Consider the following 19,171-nt stretch of genomic DNA (forward strand, 5'->3'; position numbering starts at 1 on the left):
CCAAATGGTACTGGGGCCAATGACCACGGATGCGGGCGCCTCGCAGACCGAGGCGCCCGACATCGCCTCTCTCTGGCATGCGAGCGAGGTGCTTGCTCCATGCGAACCGGCGCTGGCATCGGGGCATAATCGGTCGGCGAATCCACAGAAGCCGACGAGGTGACGACAGTGCGATGGTTCAGTAGCGCAGTTAAGCATGCGACAGGCGCATTGATGTGGCTGCTGCTGGTGGCGACGACCGCCGCGGCAGCGAAGGAGACTGGCCCGTTGGAGTGGCGCGATGCGATGAATGCCTTCGCCGCCCAGGACCAGGCTCATCCGCCCCCGCAGCAGGGCGTGCTGTTCATCGGCAGCTCCTCGATCAATTTCTGGCATTCGCTGGCGGAAGATTTCCCCGGGGTGCCGGTGATCAATCGAGGCTTCGGCGGCTCGGCCATCGAAGACAGTACGTATTACGTCGACCGCATCGTGACGCCGTACCACCCGCGCCTGATCGTGATGTACGCGGGCGACAACGATGTATACGAAGGCCATTCGGCCACGCAGGTGGCGGATGACTTCAAGGCCTTCGTGGCGCGCGTGCGCAAGGATCTGCCCGAGGTGCCAATCGTGTACATCTCGATCAAGCCCAGCGTGGCGCGCTGGTCGCTGTGGCCGGCGATGCGGGAAGCGAATGGCCTGATCCGCGATTGGGCGGCGACGCAGCGCGGCGTCCGCTTCGTCGACATTGCGCCGCCCATGCTGGACGCGCAGGGCAAGCCGCGCGCCGAGCTGTTCCGCGACGACGGGCTGCACATGCAGCCAGCCGGATATGCGCTGTGGATCCGGGCGCTGAAGCCGGTGCTGGCTTCGTATGGGTTTCCGGTGAAGGAGCCGGCTGCGGCGACTCCTTGATGCACCGCAGGTCGGGGTGAGCCAAAGCGAACCCCGGCCTGCGCCCTTAGTACACGTTGGCGCGGGCCTGCACGAAGGCGAAGAAGAACACCGCGTCCGGGTCGTTGCGCACGGCCTGCAGTTCGCGGCGCATGCCCGCTACGGTGGCTTCGTCCACCTTGGCGTCGGCCAGCAGCGGCTCGGCCGCCGACAGCAGCAGTTCCTCCCAGAACTCGATCATGTGCTTGCGCCGGCCGGGCTGGCGGTTGTCCAGGTGGAAGGTTTTCACCTCGGTCTGCACGTCGTGGTAGCCGCCGGCGAGCAGCAGATTGCCGAGCTTCGCCCCGATGAAGGGATCGCCGCCGGAATCGTACTGGTGGTCGTTGAACGCCATCCAGTAGCGCAGCAGATGGGGCGAGTACGGATCGAGAAAGAACGACGAGTTCAACACCTCGGTCACGTAGATCGTCGCGCCGGGGCTCAGTACGCGTCGCACTTCACTCAGCACGCGCGCCGGGCTGGGCATGTGTTCGAGCACCCAGCACAGGTAGGCGGCGTCGAAGCTGCGCTCGCCGAAGGGCAGGTCGGTGGCGTCGGCCTGCCTGAGTTCGTAGCGCGACGCGCACCACGCGGTGGCGCCGAGGTTGCGCTCGGCAGCGGCCAGCTGCGTCGCCGAACGGTCCACGCCGGTGACGTGCAGCTGCGGAAAACGGCGCAGCAGGATCTCCGTCTGCGCACCGACGCCACAACCGACTTCGAGCAAGCGTGTGGCATCGCCCAAGTCGATATGCCGGAACAGGCTGGTCTCGAACATGCGGGCCTGGCGCATGAGGCGCGCCTGCTCCTCGGTCGAGAAGCCATGGATGTAGGGGAATTCGCCGATGGAGTCGGTGGCCATGGGGAGGCCTTCGCGTCGAGGGCGGGAAGACAGCTTAGGCTCGGTCCGTGACGCGCTCAATCGGCCGTCGGGAGGATCGCCGGCGCGTGCAGGCCGGGAACGCGTGCGCTGGTCAGGCGGCGAGTTCGAGGCCGCTTTCCAGTGCCTGGAAGTACTCGCGGGTCAGCCGCAGCTGGTCCTGCGCGCTTTCGGCGCGATTCACCACGTCGCGGAAGGCCGCGTTTTCCGGACGGTCCTTGGCGTACCAGCCCAGATGCTTGCGCGCGATGCGCACGCCGGCTTGTTCGCCGTAGAAGGCGTAAAGATGTTCCAGGTGCGACAGCAGGATCGCCGCCACTTCGGCCGGGCCCGGCTCGGGCAGGCGCTCGCCGGTGGCGAGGTAGTGCGCGACCTCGCGGAAGATCCAGGGGCGGCCCTGCGCGCCGCGGCCGATCATCACGGCGTCCGCGCCGGTCACGTCGAGCACGTGCTTCGCGCGCTCGGGCGTGGTGACGTCGCCGTTGGCGAACACCGGGATGCGCACGGACGCCTTGACCGCGGCGATGGTCTCGTATTCCGCCTCGCCCTCGTACTTGTCGGCGCGCGTGCGCCCATGCACGGCGAGCGCGGCGATGCCCGCGTCTTCGGCGATCCGCGCGATCGTGAGCGCGTTCTTGTGCTGGCGATCCCAGCCCGTGCGGATCTTCAGCGTCACCGGTATGTCGACCGCATCCACCACCGCCTTGACGATGCGCGCCACCAGCGGTTCGTCCTGCAGCAGGGCAGAGCCGGACCACACGTTGCAGACCTTCTTGGCCGGGCAGCCCATATTGATGTCGACGATCTGCGCGCCGTTGTCCGCGTTGTAGCGCGCCGCGTCGGCGAGCATGGCCGGATCGTAGCCGGCGATCTGCACGCTGACCGGCTCCGGTTCGCCGGCGTGGTCCATGCGTCGCAGCGACTTGCGGGTGTGCCACAGGCGCGGATCGGCCGTGGTCATCTCGGACACAGCCAGCCCCGCGCCCAGCCGTTTGCACAGCAGGCGGAAAGGCTTGTCGGTGACCCCCGCCATGGGCGCGAGCACCACGGGCGGGTCGATGCGGTAGGGGCCGATCTGCATCGGGCTAGTTTAGCCTGCCGCCGGCTCCGGATCTGACCCGCCGACGCCCAGCGGTGCTCAGAAGTCCACCGAAGCCTGCACGAAGAACGTGCGCGGCTGCCCCACGTAAAGGCCGTTGTTGTTGTCCGTGGAGCGGGTGAAGTAGCGGCGGTCGAACAGGTTCTTCACGCCCGCGCCGAGTTTCAGGTAAGAGAGCGCCGGGCCGAAGCGGTACTCGCCACGCAGGTTCCAGGTCGTCCAGCCGGGAATGTCGCCGTAGTCGCCCGCCGGCGTGCCCATGGTGACGTAGCGGGACGGCTTGGTCGGGTCGAAGCTCGGCGAGCCCGGCGAATGCTGGCGCGACTGGGAGAAGGCATCCAGGTTGAAGGCCCATGGGCCTCGCTCGTAGCGCATGCCCAGGTTGGCGGTGCGGCGCGAATAGAACGGCAGGTCGCGGCCGGCGAACGAGCCGTAGTCGTAGGTGGCCTTGGTGTAGGTGAAGGTGCCCCAGAGGCTCAGTCCGCGGAAACGCGGGTCGAGCGCGCCGACATCGACGTGTCCCGCGGTTTCCAGGCCCTTGTGGGTGGTCGCGCCGAGATTGGTCCAGCCGTCGTGCGAATCGGGCTGGCCCGGGATCTTGCCGACGAGTTGCAGCTCATGATCGAAGTTCACGCGGAACAGCGTGGCTTCGGCGCCCCATGCGCCGTTGTCGTAGCGCGTGCCGGTTTCGTAGGTGCGGGCGGTCTCCGGCGCCAGGCCGGTGGCGAACTGGTTGTCCGCGTTCTTCTGGCCGATCTGGAAGTACTGCAGGCTGCCGAACGAGGTCTCCGCGTTGGCGTAGAGCTTCCAGCGCTCCGACACGTGGTAGATGACGTTGAGCGACGGCAGCGGCTTGGAATATTTCTCGCGACGGTACGTCGGGCCTTTCACGACGACCGTGGCGTCCGGCAGCGCGCGCCACCAGGTGTCGATGCGCTCGTAGCGTAGCCCTGGGGTGATGGTCCACGAGCCGGCGTTGATGGTGTCGTCCACGTAGAAAGCGTGTGCCTCGGTGCCGCCGACATTGTTGCCGGTGCGCACGTAGGCGCCGCTGTAGGGGGCGCTGTCGAACGGCGTGTAGTACAGCGGCGAGTCGTACTTGTTGTTGCGCAGCGTGCGCTCGTGCATTGCCTCGTTCAGATAGCGGTAGCCCACGCCGATCTCGTGCGTCCAGCTGCCCAGGTCGAACAGCTGCGCGTAGCGCGGCTCGATCGCGAAGGTGTGGTAGTTGCGCGGGTAGGCGTTGAGCTGGTGGGTGTAGAGGCCGGTCTTCGCGTTCTGTGTGATCGTTTCGATGTGGCTGCCGCGAAAGCTGTCGGTGTAGTACGTCTGCACTTCGAAGCTGCGGGTGTCGTCGATATGGCTGTATTTCAGCACCGCGTCCTTGCGCAGGCCGCGGAAATCGTCGAACGGGCGGCGCGACTGGAACGGATCGGCTTCGAAGTCGGCCTGGCTGAGGCCGCCGGGCATGCCGGCCTGGCCGCGGTAGTAGTGCAGGCTGCCGCTGAGCGTGTCCGTATCGCTGAGGCGGTAGCGCGCCTTCAGCATGACGTCGTCGATGTTGGTGTTGTTCTGGTGTTCGCGGTAGCCCGGGCCCTTGGTACCGGAGTAGAGCAGGGCCAGGCCCAGCCCCTGCGTGGTGGTGCCGCCGACGAAAGCGTTGCTTTGTGTCTGGATGCCGCCGTGGGCGCCACCCTGGACCATCACGCCGGCGCTGCCGCCGAAGTCCTGGGGGATGTCGCGGGTGACGAAGTTGATGACGCCGCCGACGTTCTGCGGCCCGTAGCGCACCGAACCGCCGCCGCGGACGACGTCCACCGCCTCAAGATTGCCCACGGCCATCGGCATCATCGACACCTGCGGCTGGCCGTAGGGCGCCACGGCTACGGGGACGCCATCGAGCAGGATGGTCGAACGCGGGGAAAGACGCGCCGTGAGCCCACGAACGCCCACGTTGAGCGAGACGTCGCTGCCGCCGGTGCCGTTGCTTTCCTGGATCTGCACGCCGGGGATCCGGCGCAGGATGTCGCGCACCTGGGTCGGAGCCGCTTCGACGATCTGCTCGCGCCGGATCGTGGTGCGGGCGCCCGGATGGTTCTGCACGTCGCGCGCGGTGGCGTCGCCTAGCCAGTCGCCGGTGACGCGCACGGCGTCGAGGTTCTTGGCCAGTTTCTGGTCTGGCGGGTTGGCGTCGCCGGCATGGGCGGAGGCGGCGCTGGCCAGGAGGGCCAGGGCGATGGCGCGGGAAAGACGTGGCATGAGGGTGGGGCGGCCGTCAAAAGCGCGCATCTTAAATGAGAATAATTCTCACCACAAACTCTTGCGAATGGACGGCCGGAGAGCGGACAACCGGGTAAAGCCCAGCGCCATGGCCACGGGAAGCGATGCCCGGGTTCGCCCGCGGCTCCAACAAAAAAGCCGCGCGGTCGTCCCGCGCGGCTTTTCATCCGGGCCATCGAAGGCGGTCAGTGCGCGACGCGGCGGGCCGCCTCCATCGCGGCCGGATCATGCTTGTGCTTGAACAGGAACACGAACAGCACCGCCACTACCAGCGAATACAGCGCGAAGGCGGTCCAGATGCCGTGCCAGTCCTTGCCGCCGTCGGCGTGGGTGAAGAAGGCATCGATCATCCAGCCGCTCACCGAACTGCCCAGCACCGCGCCGATGCCGTTGGTCATCAGCATGAACAGGCCCTGCGCGCTGGCGCGGATCGACGGGTCGGCCTGGCCTTCCACGAACAGCGAGCCGGAGATGTTGAAGAAGTCGAAGGCCATGCCGTACACGATGCACGACAGCACGATCATCCACAGGCCCGCGCCCGGGTCGCCGTAGGCAAACAGGCCGAAGCGCAGCGTCCAGGCCAGCATGCTGATCAGCATCACCGTCTTGATGCCGAAGCGCTTGAGGAAGAACGGAATGGCCAGGATGAACAGGGTTTCGGAGATCTGCGAGATGGACATGATGATGGCCGGATAGCGCACCGCCACCAGGTCCTTGTATTCGTCCATCTTGGCGAAGTCGTGCAGGAAGGTGTCGCCGTAGGCATTGGTCAGCTGCAGTGCCGCGCCCAGCAGCATCGCGAAGATGAAGAAGATCGCCATCTGCGCGTTGCGGAACAGCGCGAACGAGGTCAGCCCCAGCGTGTCCAGCAGCGACTGGTGCTCCTTGCGCTCGAACCGTGGCGGGCACTTGGGCAGGCTGAAGGCGTACAGGCCCAGCAGGAGCGCAGCGCCGCCGGCCACGAGGAACTGGCCCTCGGTGGTTTCCAGGTGCAGCAGGCTCACCGTCCACAAGGCCGCGATGAAACCCACCGTGCCCCATACGCGGATCGGCGGAAACACCGTGACGATGTCTTCGCCCCCGCTCTTGAGCGCGTTGTAGGCCACCGCGATCGAGAGCGAGATGGTGGGCATGTAGAACATCATGTTCAGCAGCATCACCCAGAACATCAGCCCGGGCGAATTGATCGTCGGCACGATGAACAACATGATCGCGCCGCCGATGTGCATCAGGCCGAAGAGCTTCTCCGCGTTGATCCACTTGTCGGCGATGACGCCGGCGATCGAGGGCATGAACAGCGAGGCGATGCCCATGGTCGAGAAGATCGCGCCGAACTGGGTGCCGGGCCAATGCTTGTTCTGGAACCAGTACGCGCCGATGGTCAGCAGCCAGGACCCCCACACGAAGAACTGCAGGAAGTACATGATGACGAGGCGGAGTTTGATGCTCATCGGGCTTTCTTGGGTCCTGTGATTCGTTGACGTCCGGAGCGGTCCATCGGGCGCACGGCCGGCCGGGGCAGCCAGCGGCGCTGGCGCTGCCCTTCCGGCGAGCTCGGTGATCCCCCGCGGGCGGCCAGGAACTGCTTGCAGACCCGGCCAAACGTCTGTCAGCGTAGAGGAATCCGCGCGGCCGGGACAAGTTGCGCAGCCGCAAATAACCGTGTCCTGTCAGTATCGGGAGCACCCATGAGCCTGTTCCTCACTATCGCAGCGATCCATCTGATTGCCCTGGCCAGCCCGGGGCCGGATTTCTTCTTCGTCTCCCAGACCGCGGTGAGCCGCACGCGCCGGCAGGCGCTGTTCGGCGTCATCGGCATCACGCTGGGCATGGTGGTCTGGTCCGCGCTGGCCCTGCTGGGCCTGCAGATCGTGCTGCACAGGCTGGCCTGGCTGTCGCAGCTGATCGCGGTGGCCGGCGGCCTCTACCTGGCCTGGATGGGCGTGAAGATGCTGCGCGGTGCCTGGAAGGCGCCGTCCGGAGGCGGCAGTCATGCGCCGATGGCGGGGCGCAGCGACTTCGCCATCCTGCGCATCGGGCTGCTGACCAACCTGGCCAATCCCAAGGCCGTGGTCTACTTCGGCTCGGTGTTCTCGGCATTCCTGGGCGACGGCATCAGCGTCGGTGCGCGCTGGGGCTTGTGGGGCATGATCGTCGCGCTGACCTTCCTGTGGTTTTCGATGGTCGCCGCGTTCTTCGCGCTGCCGGCGATGCGCCGGGGCTACCTGCGGCTGTCGCGCTGGATCGATGGCTTCGCCGGGGCGGTTTTCGTGCTGTTCGGGCTGCACTTGGTGCTCGGCCGGCGCGGCCACTGAGCGGTCGGCCTAGAAGACCGGTGGGGCAGAAGGCGTCTCGGGAGCCGTGGAGGCCTCGCGCAGCAGCACGTGGCGCCGCCACAGGAAGCACACGGCGCCGATCGGAAACGCGACATTCACGAACCAGGGGCTGTAGGTACTGCCGAAGGTGGCGGCGCTGAGCAGCAGGAACGAGAGCGGCTGTACACCCAGTTCGCCCGTGCTCCAGTTGATGCTCACCGTGAAGACGCCGATCAGTGTGAAGAGTGCCCACCACCATTTACGCTTGAGCCCCGCCATGCGGACGCAGGCGATGAAGGCATAAACGCAGAACAGCGGTATGGCGATGGCCAGAAGCAGGAACACCCAGTGCAGGGCACCTTTTCCGGCCAGGGTGAACGCGTTGGTTTCTTCCAGCGAGCGGGCAAGCGGTTGGATGTGGATGCCGATGACCTCGAGGTGATCCTGCTCTTTCGCCAGCACGAGCTTGGCCACCACCCACGAGCCTGGGAATTCGTACTCGTAAGTGAGTTCGTACTGCGTCTTCAGCGGGCCGCCCGCACGACTCATGCGCAGCGTATGAGCGCCGACCAACTTCACGGTCTTGGGGGTGCCCTTGGGAAAGAGTCCTGCCAGTTTAGGCAGATGCTTGTCGATCGAGGGCATCCGGAGTTGCGGTGCCAGTGCCTGCGCGACCGAGGCGTAATCGCCGGCACGCAGCTCGGCGATCACCTTCTGCGCGTAAGCCGATTCGGCCTGGGGGGCGATCTTGTCGAGCATGTCCTGCTGACTGCAGGCAGCCGCCAGGATGCCGACCAAGGCCAGCAGCAGAAGCCGCAAGAAACGCATCGTTGTCCCCCTATCGATGAGCGCGCAGGCGCGGCGCGAAGGGCCTATATATCAGCAAGTCCAAGCCGGCGGACAGTGGAAACGTTGCACGTGCCGACGCTTAAGGCAGCAGCTTGCCCGGGTTGAGAATGCCGTCGGGATCGAAAGCGTTTTTCACACTGCGCATTAAGCCCAGTGTGGCGGGCTCCAGCGCCAGCGGCATGAACTCGCGCTTCACCAGCCCGATGCCGTGCTCGCCCGACAGCGTCCCCTCCAGCCGGATCACCAGCGCGAACACTTCGGCGAGGCAGGCGTGCGCGCGCTCGCGCTCGGCCTCGTCGCGGGGCAGCAGGTTCACGTGCAGGTTGCCGTTGCCGGCGTGGCCGAAGCTGACGATGAGCACGTCGTGCTTCGCGGCCAGCACCTTGATGCCGTCCACCAGCTCGGGCAGGTGGCTGACGGGTACCACCACGTCCTCGTTGATCTTGTTCGGCGAGATGGTGCGCTGGGCCGGCGAAAGGGCCTTGCGGGCGGACCATAGTGCCTGGGTTTCCTCGGCGGTCTGGGCCACCTGCAAGCTCTCCAGTCCGTCGCCGCGCGCGGCGCGGGATACCGCCTCGACGGCGCCCGGCAGTGTGTCCGGTTCGCCATCCACCTCGATCATCAGCATGGCGCCGGCTACCGGCACACTGTCGCCGCCATGGTCACGGGCGAGCTTGAGGGCGACGTCGTCGATGAATTCCAGCGCGCAGGGTGTCACCGGCTGCGCCATGATCCGCGCCACGGCACGGGCGGCGGCACCGACGTCGCGATAGGTGGCGCGCAGCGTGCGCAGGCCGCTGGGCTTGGGCGTGAGCTTGAGGGTGGCCTCGGTGATCAGCGCGAGCGTGCCTTCGGCGCCGATCAGCAGCCGGGTGAGGTCATAACCAGTGGAACCCTTGCTGGTGTACGTGCCGCAGCGGAAGCCTTCGCCGGTCCCGGCGACCGCGCGCAGGCCAAGCGTGTTCTCGCGGGGGCTGCCGTACTTTACCGTGCGCGGCCCGGCCGAGTTGCAAGCGAGGTTGCCGCCGATGCTGCACCAGGGCGACGAGGTGGGATCGGGCGGCCAGAAGAAGCCGTGAGGTTTCAGCGCCTGCTGCAGGTCGCCGTTGAGCACGCCGGGTTCGACCACGGCCAGCCGGTTGTCCGGATCGATGCGCAGGATGCGGTTCATCCGCTCGAAGCTGGCCACGACGCCGCCGGCCACCGGCACGGTGGCGCCCGTCGTATTGGTGCCGCGCCCGCGGGCCACGAGCGGGGTCCGGTATTCACGACAGGCCTTGACCAGCGCCTCCACCTGCTCGTGCGTGGTGGGAAAGACCACGGCATCGGGCAGCGCGTTGCGGCGGGAGTTGTCGTAGGCGTAGGCGAGGCGCTCAGCCTCGCCCAGCGCCAGGGTGTCGCCGGGAAAGATGGCGCGCAGGATATCGGGCAGGGCGGCGGGCAGCGTCATGCGCCAAGTCTAGCGCCGACGCCGCCTCTTGCCGCAGGCGTTCAGACGGCCAGGGTGGGAATCGCCACCTTGGGCATCAGGCGGGAGGTGAAGTAGCTGTCCTTGTAGTACCGGATCTTTTCGCACATCACCGGATGCGGAATGCCTTCGTACAGGAACACTTCTTTCTCCATGCCCATCGCCTTCAGCTCCTGCGGGAGCATCAGCGCGCGGCGTTCTTCCGACTCGCTGCGCGACACGTCGCGCCCCTTGCCGCGCGTGACGTTTTCCTTGCGCACGGTGGTGTAACCGAGCATTTCCGAGTAGTCGTTGGCGTCCTGCTGCTCGCGCGGCGCGTACACGATCTGCAGCGCGTGGTTGGTGATGAGCGTGCGCGCCACTTCCTTGCCGTAGACGGCGTCCAGCTGCGCCACGCTCTGGATGATCGGCAGCAGGCGGATGTTGTAACCGGCCATGTACGACACCGCCGAGGCGATGATGTCCACCCTGCCGATCGAGGTGAACTCGTCCATGAGCAGCAGGCACTGGTGCTTGAGCGCCTGGTTGTTCTGCGGCAGTTCCTTGGTGTTCTGGTTGATCAGCTGGCTGAAGAACAGATTCACGATCAGCCGGCTCTCGGCCAGCTTGTTCGGCTGGATGCCGATGTAGATGGTCATGCGCTTCTTGCGCACATCGGTGAGCAGGAAGTCGTCGTCGCTGGTGGCTGCGTCCAGCACCGGGTTGATCCAGGCGTTCAGCGGCTCCTTGAAGCTGCCCAGGATCGACGCGAAGGTCTCGTTCGCCTGGGACAGCAGGTTGGCGAAGGCCGACTGCGCGTTGCTGCTGAGGAACGGCTGCTGCGACATCCACTGGTACAGCTGGCGGATGTCCGAGCCGTCGCCGGAAGAAAGGCGGTAAACCGCGCCGAGCGTCGGCTTGTCGCGCAGCACCAGCGGCAGGCCTTTCTTCTCGTCGTGGTCCCACTTCTCGAACAGATAGAGCGTGAACGCCATGAAGGCATTGCGGGCCTGGCTCACCCAGAATTTCTGGTCGTCCGAGCCGTCCGGGTAGAGCATCGCCGCGATGCTCATCAGGTCCGACACGCGGAACGCCGAGTCCTTCGACACGTAGCGCAGCGGATTCCAGCGATGCGAGCGGCGGTCTTCGGCGAACGGATTGAACAGGTAGATCTCGTGGCCCTGGCTGGCGCGCCAGCCGGAGGTCAGCTCGTAGTTCTCCTGCTTGATGTCCAGCACCACCATCGATTCCTGGTAGTCGAGCAGGTTGGGGATCACCACGCCCACGCCTTTGCCCGAGCGGGTCGGCGCGGCCAGGATCACGAACTGCTGGCCGCTCAGGCGCACGAGGTCGCCCTTGTACTTGCCTACCAAGACGCCGTCCGGAGATGCCTTGAGCATGCCGGCCTTGCGCAGGTCGCCACCGTTGGCGAAGCGGGCGTCGCCGTGCATGGAGGGCTTGTGTTCCCTCGCGATGAAGTAGAACCCCACCATCCAGAGCAGGATCGGCAGGCCGAAGCCGATATAGCCGGACCATTTGATCTTGCCGGCGTACGGCTGCACCTGCGGCAGGTCCAGTGCGGAGACGTACTGGTAATACGTATTCCACGACAGCGGAACGTCCACCTTCATCAGCAGGCGTACCAGCCATCCGGAGAAGAACACGCCGGCGACCAAGGCGGCCAGGAACAGGCCGCCTGCCCAATACCATTTGGTCTTGCTCATGAGAATCCGACTCGCATCCGTTGCTCCGAAGCCTGCGTGCTTCGGCCCCTGTTGATTCGTTTCCGTACTGCAGGCATCGCGACGTCGATGCCTTGAAACTGATCAGTGCTGATAAGGCGTCGTGTCCGGCGAGCCGTTCCTGCCATCCCAGGAGCCCCGGCTCATGGCCTGCGGACAGACTTGTTGGTACTGGCTAAGAGAATCCCAGTCCGCGGCTGTCCAGGGCTTGCCATATTCGTTGGGCGGATCGCACCAGGGGGCTTCCATATAGGTGGCTGAAATGGGATCGATAGGCCACCAGCATTTGTCCGGCTCCTTCTGCCCTTGCGTGCAGAACAGGAAGGGATCGTTATCGCGATACCGGAGCTCCTGATAGAACCCTTTGTCCTGGAAAGCATGCGCTTCCGCGCACAGCATCAGCATTGCCCCAACCAACATCCTGCGTTTCATGCGTGCTCCTTGGTATCCATACGAAGAGGCGCCCCCTGGCGTCCGGCTAGTTTAAACGGCTTTTGTTGACAAACGTGGCCCGCGCCGCCTGGTCTCACAGGGGTCAAGCGCCGAGGTAAGGCCCCTGCCGCTGTTGTGTGGACTGGTTCACATCCCGCTGGGTGGCGGCCTGTTGCTGCGCTACCTGTTCCCACTGGGCGCTGCTGCTGCCGATAGGTGTCTGGGCGGCTTCGGCCGTGGCTGCCCCGGCCACGCGCTTGAAGGGCGATGCTACGTCGCCCTGCACTGCATAGGCCTGCTGGCCGTCCTCACTGAGGACGATCCTGTCGATGCGTTCCAGACCGTCCCGGCGCGCAGCCACCACCATCGCCGCTGCCAGCTGATCGCTCTGCTGATCCGGAGTGCGTTGCCGTTCGGCGTCCAATGTATGCACGGCGGCACGGGCCTGCTGAAACAGGGCGTGGTCCGGGTGATCGGGCTGGTCCAGCCGGGTGTGCGTCCCGTGCGCATGGCGATCGAACCATTCGTCGGGATGGGTCAGGGTATGGAAGGCGCGCGACGCGCGTTCGCCGACGGCCTCGAAAGCATGCCCCACATCCTCGGCGGCGTGTTCCACGGCGTGGCCGAGCGCGTGGGCGCCCTCGGACACCTTCTCGGCCACCGTATGCCCCACTTCCTCCACGCCATGCACCACCGCCCTGGGCAGCTCCCAGGGGGCCGGCAGCACCGTCCGCACGTCGCGGACATCCTCGCGATAGCGGTCGATCATGCCCCTGTGCTGCTGATACAGCGCCTCGCCTTCCGGGCCGGCGATGGGATGGCCGAGGATCTTGTTGTCGGGAACGAAGTTGTCGACGGCGTGGGCGGTGAAGTCCGTCGCCTTGATGGGATTGCGAGGGCTGAGCGGACCGCTGTCGTCGCGATACCCGGCCTTGCCCAGGGTTTCGATGTCCTGCGGGGCGGCATAGATGCGCACCTCGCCGAAGTGCGGACTCGCCGCGCTGACCAGGTCGCCGGCGCGAACGTGGTCGATCACCTGGTGGCCGCCTTCGGGTATGCCGTAAAGAAGACCCGCCGCGCCATAGGCATTGAAGGTCTCGCCCTTGAGGTCGTACTTCGCGGCGGCGATCTCCGCCAGCGTCCCGCCCAGGGAATGGCCGGTCACGGTGACGTCCACGGGGCGATGGTTCAAGTCGGCGTCCAACCGCGCGCGTTCCAGCACGCGTTCGGTGAAAGCCTGCGCATCCGGCGCCTGGGCGTTGAGCCCGGTGAGTACCATGCCGGCGTCCACGCCTCCATCCTGGAGCGGTTCGCGGTCGAATTCGGTCCCGCGGAAGGCGATGACGATCTGGTGCGTGTCGCTGCGCTGGTAGGCCGTCGCCTGGAAGCCGGTCCGCGGATCGTCCGCATGGTCGATGACCACGTACTCGGCACCGCCGGCGTTCACCGTCTGCCGGAGGCGCGCGTCCTGGTAGGCGTGGCGCGCGAGCAGGGCGTACTCGGTGGTGTCGATGCTCATGGCGCCGTCTCCTCCGCCCGTAGCGTGATGGCGAAGGTGTCGTGGGCGTCCTGCTGGAAATCGGCGCGGCTGGGGTTGCCGATGTCGACGCGCTCGACGTCTGCGTGAAGGTACGAGCGCTTCGCGAAATAACGGGTCACGGGTCTGCCGGCGAGAATCTCGCTCATGAAGATCGCCGGGCTGAAATCCACCTTGCCGACCCTGAGTTCCGCGCTGGCGCCGACCACGCCCCAATGGCAGATGCCCATGCCGTAGTAGTCCTCGTCGAGGAGCGCGTCGGCATAGAAGCTGCCCTTGTAGGTGCCGTCGTTGAGCCGGGTGAGTTCGACGGGTATCCGCTTTTCGGGCGCGAGCGTGGCGCCGCTGATCGGCGTGAGGGGAACGCAGCGATCATTGGTGACCTTGTAGTCCACCACCCCCGTGACCGCGTCGAACAATCCTGGCGCGCCCTCGATCGTCAAGGTGATTTCGTAGCGCTTGCGCGGCGTGGGGTTCGGCTTGATGTCGGGTTGTTTCATGGGATGACCGAAGGCTGTGGTTGACGTTGCCAGGAACAGGACGAGCAGAGACAAGGTGGCGCGTAGCTGCCTGACCGGCGAACTCCGCGGGCAGCAGCCCGCGCCCCGTCGATGATGACGAGGCCCCCGGCTGTCCGTCCGGGCATCGTGGGCTGCGGTGGCGTCATTCATGGGTATCGCATCCGAAGATGCCGGTGGCATGTGCCGTCAGCGTCGGCAGCGCCCAGTGCCCTTTTGCTGCAGTGGCCACACGTCTGCGCGGCCCGCGAAGCGGCATGCGCGAGACATGGGTGGGACGCTGACTCTCGAAGAAGCCGATGCTCATGTTCAATGCACGATCGTCTGGAAGGCGGCCGGATTGCTGGGCGATGCCACACGGGCGTACTCGCCCGCCACGACCAGGTTCTTGCCGTTCATGTGCATGCCTTCCTCGCCTTTGTCGACCCAGGCCGAGTAGGCATCGGTGACGCCCGGGACGGCGACGTCGCGGATGCCTTGGACATCACCGGTCGCCAACGCCAGGTCGACCACTTGCAACCGTGTCTGCGCCTGGCCGCCGGCCTGGCTGTCCGACTGCTGCAGCACGTAGAGCGAATCGCGGTTTCGTACGCAATGCGTGGCGCGGGCTTGCTGGGTGTTGGCCGGCAGAGCGAGGGCGCGGCTCCACAGTACGCGGTTGGCGACGGTGTCCTCGACATAGACGAAGGGGCGCTGGTGTGCGCCGTCCTCATCGGCCACGGCGCCGACGACGCAGTGGCGGTTCGCGTCCAATGTGGTGGAAGTGAACGAGGCGAAGCCTTGCGGCACCGTGTCGCCCGCCTTGACGCTCGCCGACGGAGCGTCGGGAGCGGATTCCTCCCGGTCCGGTGCCGCGGCCACGGCCACGCCGGCGCAGAGCAGCAGCGCCGGCAGCAAGCCTCTGACCCTTCCCGACGTGTCGAACATACCGATGTCTCCTAGATTGTCCTCAGGCGCAGACCAAGGTACGGCCCGGCGCGTCTTTCGCCGCGCCGGGCCGCTGCCACTCAGTGGCTCATGCCCGGCTGGGTCGGCTGCTGGGTCCGCGATGCTTCCTGCTGCTGGGTCGGCGACTGCGTGCCCTGGGTGTGCTGCAGTGCCGCTCCGCTCTGTTCCAGGGGGGTATTGATCCCCTGCGCGGTATCGACCTCGGCAACGCGCTTGAGCGGCGAGCGAAGATCGCCCTGGACCGCGTACGTGCGCGAGGCATCCTCGCTCAGCACGGCGTGGTCGATGCGCTGCAGACCCTCCTGGCGAGCCTTCACCGCCAGCGAGCCGGCCAGCTGCCCGCTTTCCGGACCGGATGGCCGCTGGTGTTGCGCGTCGAGCCGGTGCACCGCGTCCAGCGCCTGCTTGAACATGGCGTATTCCGGGTGGGCGGGGTTGTCCAGGCGCATCGGCGCCTGTTCGTGGGGGCGTGCGTGCTGGGCCAGTTCCACCTGGTGATGCAGTGCCTTGTTCGTCTCCGGCCCTGCCACGCCATCGGGCTTCAAGCCGTGGTCGCGCTGGAACGAGCGCAGTGCTTCGTCGGTCTGCGGGCCGAAGCGGCCGTCCGGGTGGAGCGGTGCTTCGCGCGAGGGGTAGCCCAGGGCAGCCAGCTGGTTCTGCAGGCTCGTGACGTCGCCGCCGCGGGCGCCCTTGTGCAGATACTCCTCGTGAGGCCTTTCATGATGCTGAGCCGTGGCAGCTGCAGCATGGCCGGCGGCTGGCGCATGACGGCGATGCCCAGGCGTGGGCGCGTCGGGAATATCGACCTTGGCATGGCCATGCAGCGGTTCGCGTACCTGGAATTCCGGCTTGGCGCGCAAGGCGCCGACGATCTGGAAATCGCCGCCGTTCCAGTAGCTCTTCTGGCCGCCGATCTCGCCCATCGCCTTGGTGAGCGCCGGGCCCGTGCTGACCTGGGAGCCGTAGAACTCGATGTTCCCCTTGTCGTCGTAGCCCTTGAAGATGCCGACGTGCCGGCCATGGCTGCTGTTGAACATCAGGATGTCGCCCGGCTGCAGGGAGCCCGGTGTCTTGCGGGCTTCTTCCGCGGGCACTACGTCGAAGTGCTGCTTGGCGTATCCGGTGACCTTGGAACCTTCGAACAGTTGGGACGTGGCGAAAGGCGTATCGCCGACGTCATAACCTGCGTTCTTCAGCCCGCGCCAGACGAGCGACGAGCAGTCGACGCCGTACAGGCCGTCCTTGTCCAGGTCCTGTTCGGTACGGCTGCCGTCGGTGCGTTTGTTCGACGAGCTGTTATGCAGGCTGATGTCGCTGCGGCCGTATTCGTACTTGCGGCCTTCCAGTTCGAAATGACGGTAAGCCTCATCCAGAATTTCGCGACCCATAAATCCTCCGTGTGGTCGTTGCAGAAAAGGCTGCTCAAAGTCCGTTGGAAAACTCTTCCAGTTGCGTCGCGCTTACCCAGCCTGCAGCACAATCTACGTACTGCCCATGCTCCAGCCGGCATGCCCCCGAAGGCGCCGTACCGGCCCATTCCACCGTTGGGCTCCCTGGCTTGCCGCAGATGGCCTTCCCCGCGCAAGCCTTGACGGACTCGGCGGGAATGGCCGTGACGTAGTACCAGAGGGCCTCGTCCACCGCAGGTTTGCGAGCATCGGCCGCGATACAGACAAACTGCGCTTCGCGCAGCTTCGCCACCGGCGTGGTGGGGAAGGGGGCGAAGGCGGTTTGCAGCGTCACGCCCTTCTCGTCATCGCTGTAGACGCGGCCGTAGAAGCCATCGCCGCTGCAGCCATCGGTGTAGACGCTGACCCGGTACTCCCCTGCAGTGCATTCCGGCGACCAGTCCTTCTTCTTCTGGACGCAGGCGATGCCAGGCAGCTGTGCGACCGATGCGGGCAGCTCGCCCTGCATGGCAGGAGTCGGCTCGGGGCGGGTGCCGCTCGCGACAGGTTCGCTGCCGGCCGTCGATGCCGGGGCAGGCGTCGATGCTCCAGGGGCGTTGGCTCCATGGGCGGATGCTGCCGTGGCTGTCGCGACGGGCGTGGCTTCACCGGATGGCACGGGCACCTCGCTATTCGATGCCGAATGGCCGCATGCCACCAACAGCAGGCAGGGCAGAAGGCGAAGGAAAGGACGGGTGTGGGCCATGGGGTACTCCTGACGAGCGGTCGAGCGTTGCTGGTGATGGATAGGCGCTGGGTGAGGCGCGGTCAGGTGGACCGCGCCTCGCTTCCAACAATCGTTCCAGGACTTTGCGCAGATAGATGTTCGTCCGGTGTCAGCCGGACGGGCGGATCATCGTTGCGGTGTGGCCTGGACCTGCTGCTGGGTTGCTTCGTGCGTCTGTGGAACTGCACCTGCTGCCGCTTGCCCGGCTTGGCGCATCTCGCGGCTGCTCTGTTCGATCGACGTGTTGACCGCCTGCTGGGTCGGCACTTCAGCCATGCGTTTCAGCGGCGAATTCAGGTCGCCCTGCACCGCATAAATGCGGCTGCCGTCCTCGCTGATCATCACGTGATCGATGCGAGTGAGGCCGGCGCGCTGGGCGGCCACGGTAAGAGAGCCCGCGACGTTCTGGCTGATCTGATCGGGCGTGCGGTTACGCTCGGCGTCGATCCTGTGCACGCCATCGAGCGCTTGCCGGAACACGTTGTGCGAAGGGTGTGCGGCGTCGCCCAGGTGCTGGCCGGCATGCCTGGCCTGCGATCCGATTTCCCGGGCGAGCGCGGCTTGTGTCAGCGGACCGACCTGGCCATCGGGCTGCAGCCCATGATCGTGCTGGAACGCCCTGACTTTCGCTTCGGTGAGCGGACCGAAGGCCTTGTCGGCCTGCAAGCCATAGCCGAGCCGGTTCAGGTCTTCCTGCAACTTGCCCACCGCGTCGCCATGTGCGCCATGTTTGAGTACGGCCGTGCCGTTCTCGTGGCGCACCGGTTCCGGTCCATGCTGGCCATGCGCGCGCTTCATGAGCGCATCCAGACCATCACGGTTGCGCGTGATGTCGTGCATGTAGTCGTAGTTGCTGGTGTCGTTGCTGTCGCGCATCACGCGACCGCCGGTCGCGGCCGCCACGGCGCCGCCGTAGCCGGCGATATGGCGCGCCTTGAGGAAGCCGGCGACTTTCTCGGGCTTGTCGTCATCGTGCAGCACGCCGTTCTTGACCGCCTGGCGGTAAGCGTTGCTGCTGTTGATGCGGAACGCGTCGTCTTGCAGCTCGGCTGAAGCCTTGTATTTCTCCAGGCTCAGCCCGTGCTTCCAGTTGGATGGGTCATTGAGGAATTCGGTCATGTGGCCCTTGGAGGCCCATGCCCATTCGCTGCGATAGCCCTTCATGGCGTCCTGCAGCTTGTCCTTGTCGATGTAGCCCGCATCAGCGAGCCAGCCGGCGCCGGCCTGGTAGCGGCCGACGTAGCCTTGCTTGTTGGTCACGGCGAGATCGCCGCCGCTGCTTTCCGTCATGACGACGGAAGCCACGAGCCGACGGGTCATCGCGTCGTCCAGACCGGCGATGTTGCCCTGGTGGTAGTCCTGCGCAGTGGCCACTGCGCGCTCTCGTCTATCAGCCATTTGCTACTCCTTAAGTGGATGACGATGCTGGTCGAGTTGTATGGCGGAGGGTTACGTCTCCTTACAGCGCATGGCCGCCATCCGCTGCGCCGGCTTGCTCCGGTAAAACACGAACGTGGTGCTGCCCGGCCCCTGGTTGCCGCCATCCTCGTCGACATAGGCCTCGGCGAAGACGGGGGGCAGGCGGGCTCCGAGCTGGATCTGATAGAAGGCGTTCTTCTGCGTGTTGGCCGCAGTGGTACCGAAGTCCAGTTCGCATGAACCGCCGGCAGGCTTCACGCTGGCGTCGCCGCCCAGCTGATGCTGGATGATCTCCTGGTAATTGTCGCTGGGATAGAACTTCACCAGCACGATCGACTGCACTGCCTCGGCGTCGCCGTTGAGCGTGACGCCTACATTGCCTTCGTTGTCCTGCCGCGTGCCTGCTTCGTCGCCGGTCTTGCCGTCCGGGACATCGACCACGCCGAAACCGGCAAGCAGCAGGTTGCCGCTGCGATAGTGCGAGGTGTCGGGACCGGTCGCATCGGGATTGTCCTGCGGCTTGGCATCGCGCCACTGGACGCCCGCCACGGCGTCGAACGCCGACCAGGCCGGGGCGTTGGGCGCGGCGAACGCGCCAAGAAGGTTCTGCAAGGGCGACAT

The 19,171-nt window shown here is 66.0% G+C and carries 18 protein-coding genes; 2 read left to right on the forward strand and 16 right to left on the reverse strand.

The features are described 5' to 3' along the window. The first annotated feature begins 285 nt into the window (after positions 1 to 285). Positions 286 to 894, forward strand: a complete 609-nt coding sequence (locus RKE25_RS04850) for an SGNH/GDSL hydrolase family protein (protein WP_311842332.1) — start codon at positions 286 to 288, stop codon at positions 892 to 894. Between the two features lie 46 nt (positions 895 to 940). Here the strand turns inward: RKE25_RS04850 and RKE25_RS04855 are convergent, their stop codons facing one another. The 4 genes from RKE25_RS04855 to RKE25_RS04870 form a co-directional block, all read right to left on the reverse strand. Continuing rightward, on the reverse strand, positions 941 to 1,771 hold the full coding sequence (locus RKE25_RS04855; protein ID WP_311841131.1) for a methyltransferase domain-containing protein: 831 nt from the start codon (positions 1,769 to 1,771) through the stop codon (positions 941 to 943). 112 nt (positions 1,772 to 1,883) lie between these two features. Further along, the gene (gene dusB / locus RKE25_RS04860; RefSeq protein ID WP_311841132.1) at positions 1,884 to 2,870 is read right to left on the reverse strand and encodes a tRNA dihydrouridine synthase DusB; all 987 of its coding nucleotides are present in this window, start codon (positions 2,868 to 2,870) and stop codon (positions 1,884 to 1,886) included. 57 nt (positions 2,871 to 2,927) lie between these two features. Further along, a complete protein-coding gene (locus RKE25_RS04865) occupies positions 2,928 to 5,147 on the reverse strand; it encodes a TonB-dependent siderophore receptor (protein ID WP_311841133.1) in 2,220 nt (739 codons plus the stop codon). Positions 5,148 to 5,353: 206 nt separating this feature from the next. Beyond that, entirely contained in the window at positions 5,354 to 6,619 is a 1,266-nt protein-coding gene (locus RKE25_RS04870; protein WP_311841134.1) for a nucleoside permease, read from the reverse strand. A gap of 237 nt (positions 6,620 to 6,856) precedes the next feature. Between RKE25_RS04870 and RKE25_RS04875 the strand changes: the two genes are divergently transcribed. Beyond that, positions 6,857 to 7,483: a LysE family transporter gene (locus RKE25_RS04875; protein WP_311841135.1), complete on the forward strand. Its 627-nt coding sequence runs from the start codon at positions 6,857 to 6,859 to the stop codon at positions 7,481 to 7,483. Between the two features lie 9 nt (positions 7,484 to 7,492). Here the strand turns inward: RKE25_RS04875 and RKE25_RS04880 are convergent, their stop codons facing one another. The 12 genes from RKE25_RS04880 to RKE25_RS04935 form a co-directional block, all read right to left on the reverse strand. Continuing rightward, a complete protein-coding gene (locus tag RKE25_RS04880) occupies positions 7,493 to 8,302 on the reverse strand; it encodes a hypothetical protein (protein ID WP_311841136.1) in 810 nt (269 codons plus the stop codon). A 109-nt stretch (positions 8,303 to 8,411) separates the two neighbouring features. Then, a complete protein-coding gene (locus RKE25_RS04885) occupies positions 8,412 to 9,782 on the reverse strand; it encodes an FAD-linked oxidase C-terminal domain-containing protein (protein WP_311841137.1) in 1,371 nt (456 codons plus the stop codon). Between the two features lie 41 nt (positions 9,783 to 9,823). After that, positions 9,824 to 11,503 carry a type IV secretory system conjugative DNA transfer family protein gene (locus RKE25_RS04890; protein WP_311841138.1) on the reverse strand — a complete coding sequence of 560 codons (1,680 nt, stop codon included), beginning with the start codon at positions 11,501 to 11,503 and terminating at the stop codon, positions 9,824 to 9,826. Positions 11,504 to 11,605: 102 nt separating this feature from the next. Beyond that, positions 11,606 to 11,953: a hypothetical protein gene (locus tag RKE25_RS04895; protein WP_311841139.1), complete on the reverse strand. Its 348-nt coding sequence runs from the start codon at positions 11,951 to 11,953 to the stop codon at positions 11,606 to 11,608. A 103-nt stretch (positions 11,954 to 12,056) separates the two neighbouring features. Further along, positions 12,057 to 13,472, reverse strand: a complete 1,416-nt coding sequence (locus tag RKE25_RS04900; RefSeq protein ID WP_311841140.1) for an XVIPCD domain-containing protein — start codon at positions 13,470 to 13,472, stop codon at positions 12,057 to 12,059. Further along, a complete protein-coding gene (locus RKE25_RS04905) occupies positions 13,469 to 14,161 on the reverse strand; it encodes a hypothetical protein (protein WP_311841141.1) in 693 nt (230 codons plus the stop codon). Before RKE25_RS04905 ends, RKE25_RS04900 begins: the two co-directional genes overlap by 4 nt. Further along, positions 14,154 to 14,315, reverse strand: coding sequence for a hypothetical protein (locus RKE25_RS04910; RefSeq protein WP_311841142.1), 162 nt, complete (start codon positions 14,313 to 14,315; stop codon positions 14,154 to 14,156). The genes RKE25_RS04905 and RKE25_RS04910 overlap by 8 nt, the downstream gene beginning before the upstream one ends. Positions 14,316 to 14,317: 2 nt before the next feature. Beyond that, positions 14,318 to 14,935: a hypothetical protein gene (locus RKE25_RS04915; RefSeq protein WP_311841143.1), complete on the reverse strand. Its 618-nt coding sequence runs from the start codon at positions 14,933 to 14,935 to the stop codon at positions 14,318 to 14,320. Between the two features lie 80 nt (positions 14,936 to 15,015). Further along, positions 15,016 to 16,344, reverse strand: a complete 1,329-nt coding sequence (locus RKE25_RS04920; RefSeq protein WP_311841144.1) for an XVIPCD domain-containing protein — start codon at positions 16,342 to 16,344, stop codon at positions 15,016 to 15,018. A gap of 34 nt (positions 16,345 to 16,378) precedes the next feature. Continuing rightward, the gene (locus RKE25_RS04925) at positions 16,379 to 17,110 is read right to left on the reverse strand and encodes a hypothetical protein (protein ID WP_311841145.1); all 732 of its coding nucleotides are present in this window, start codon (positions 17,108 to 17,110) and stop codon (positions 16,379 to 16,381) included. 147 nt (positions 17,111 to 17,257) lie between these two features. Beyond that, on the reverse strand, positions 17,258 to 18,529 hold the full coding sequence (locus RKE25_RS04930) for a peptidoglycan-binding domain-containing protein (RefSeq protein WP_311841146.1): 1,272 nt from the start codon (positions 18,527 to 18,529) through the stop codon (positions 17,258 to 17,260). A gap of 51 nt (positions 18,530 to 18,580) precedes the next feature. After that, positions 18,581 to 19,171 carry a hypothetical protein gene (locus RKE25_RS04935; protein WP_311841147.1) on the reverse strand — a complete coding sequence of 197 codons (591 nt, stop codon included), beginning with the start codon at positions 19,169 to 19,171 and terminating at the stop codon, positions 18,581 to 18,583.

The sequence above is a fragment of the Dyella sp. BiH032 genome (assembly GCF_031954525.1).
In the GTDB taxonomy this organism is placed as follows: Bacteria; Pseudomonadota; Gammaproteobacteria; order Xanthomonadales; family Rhodanobacteraceae; genus Dyella_D.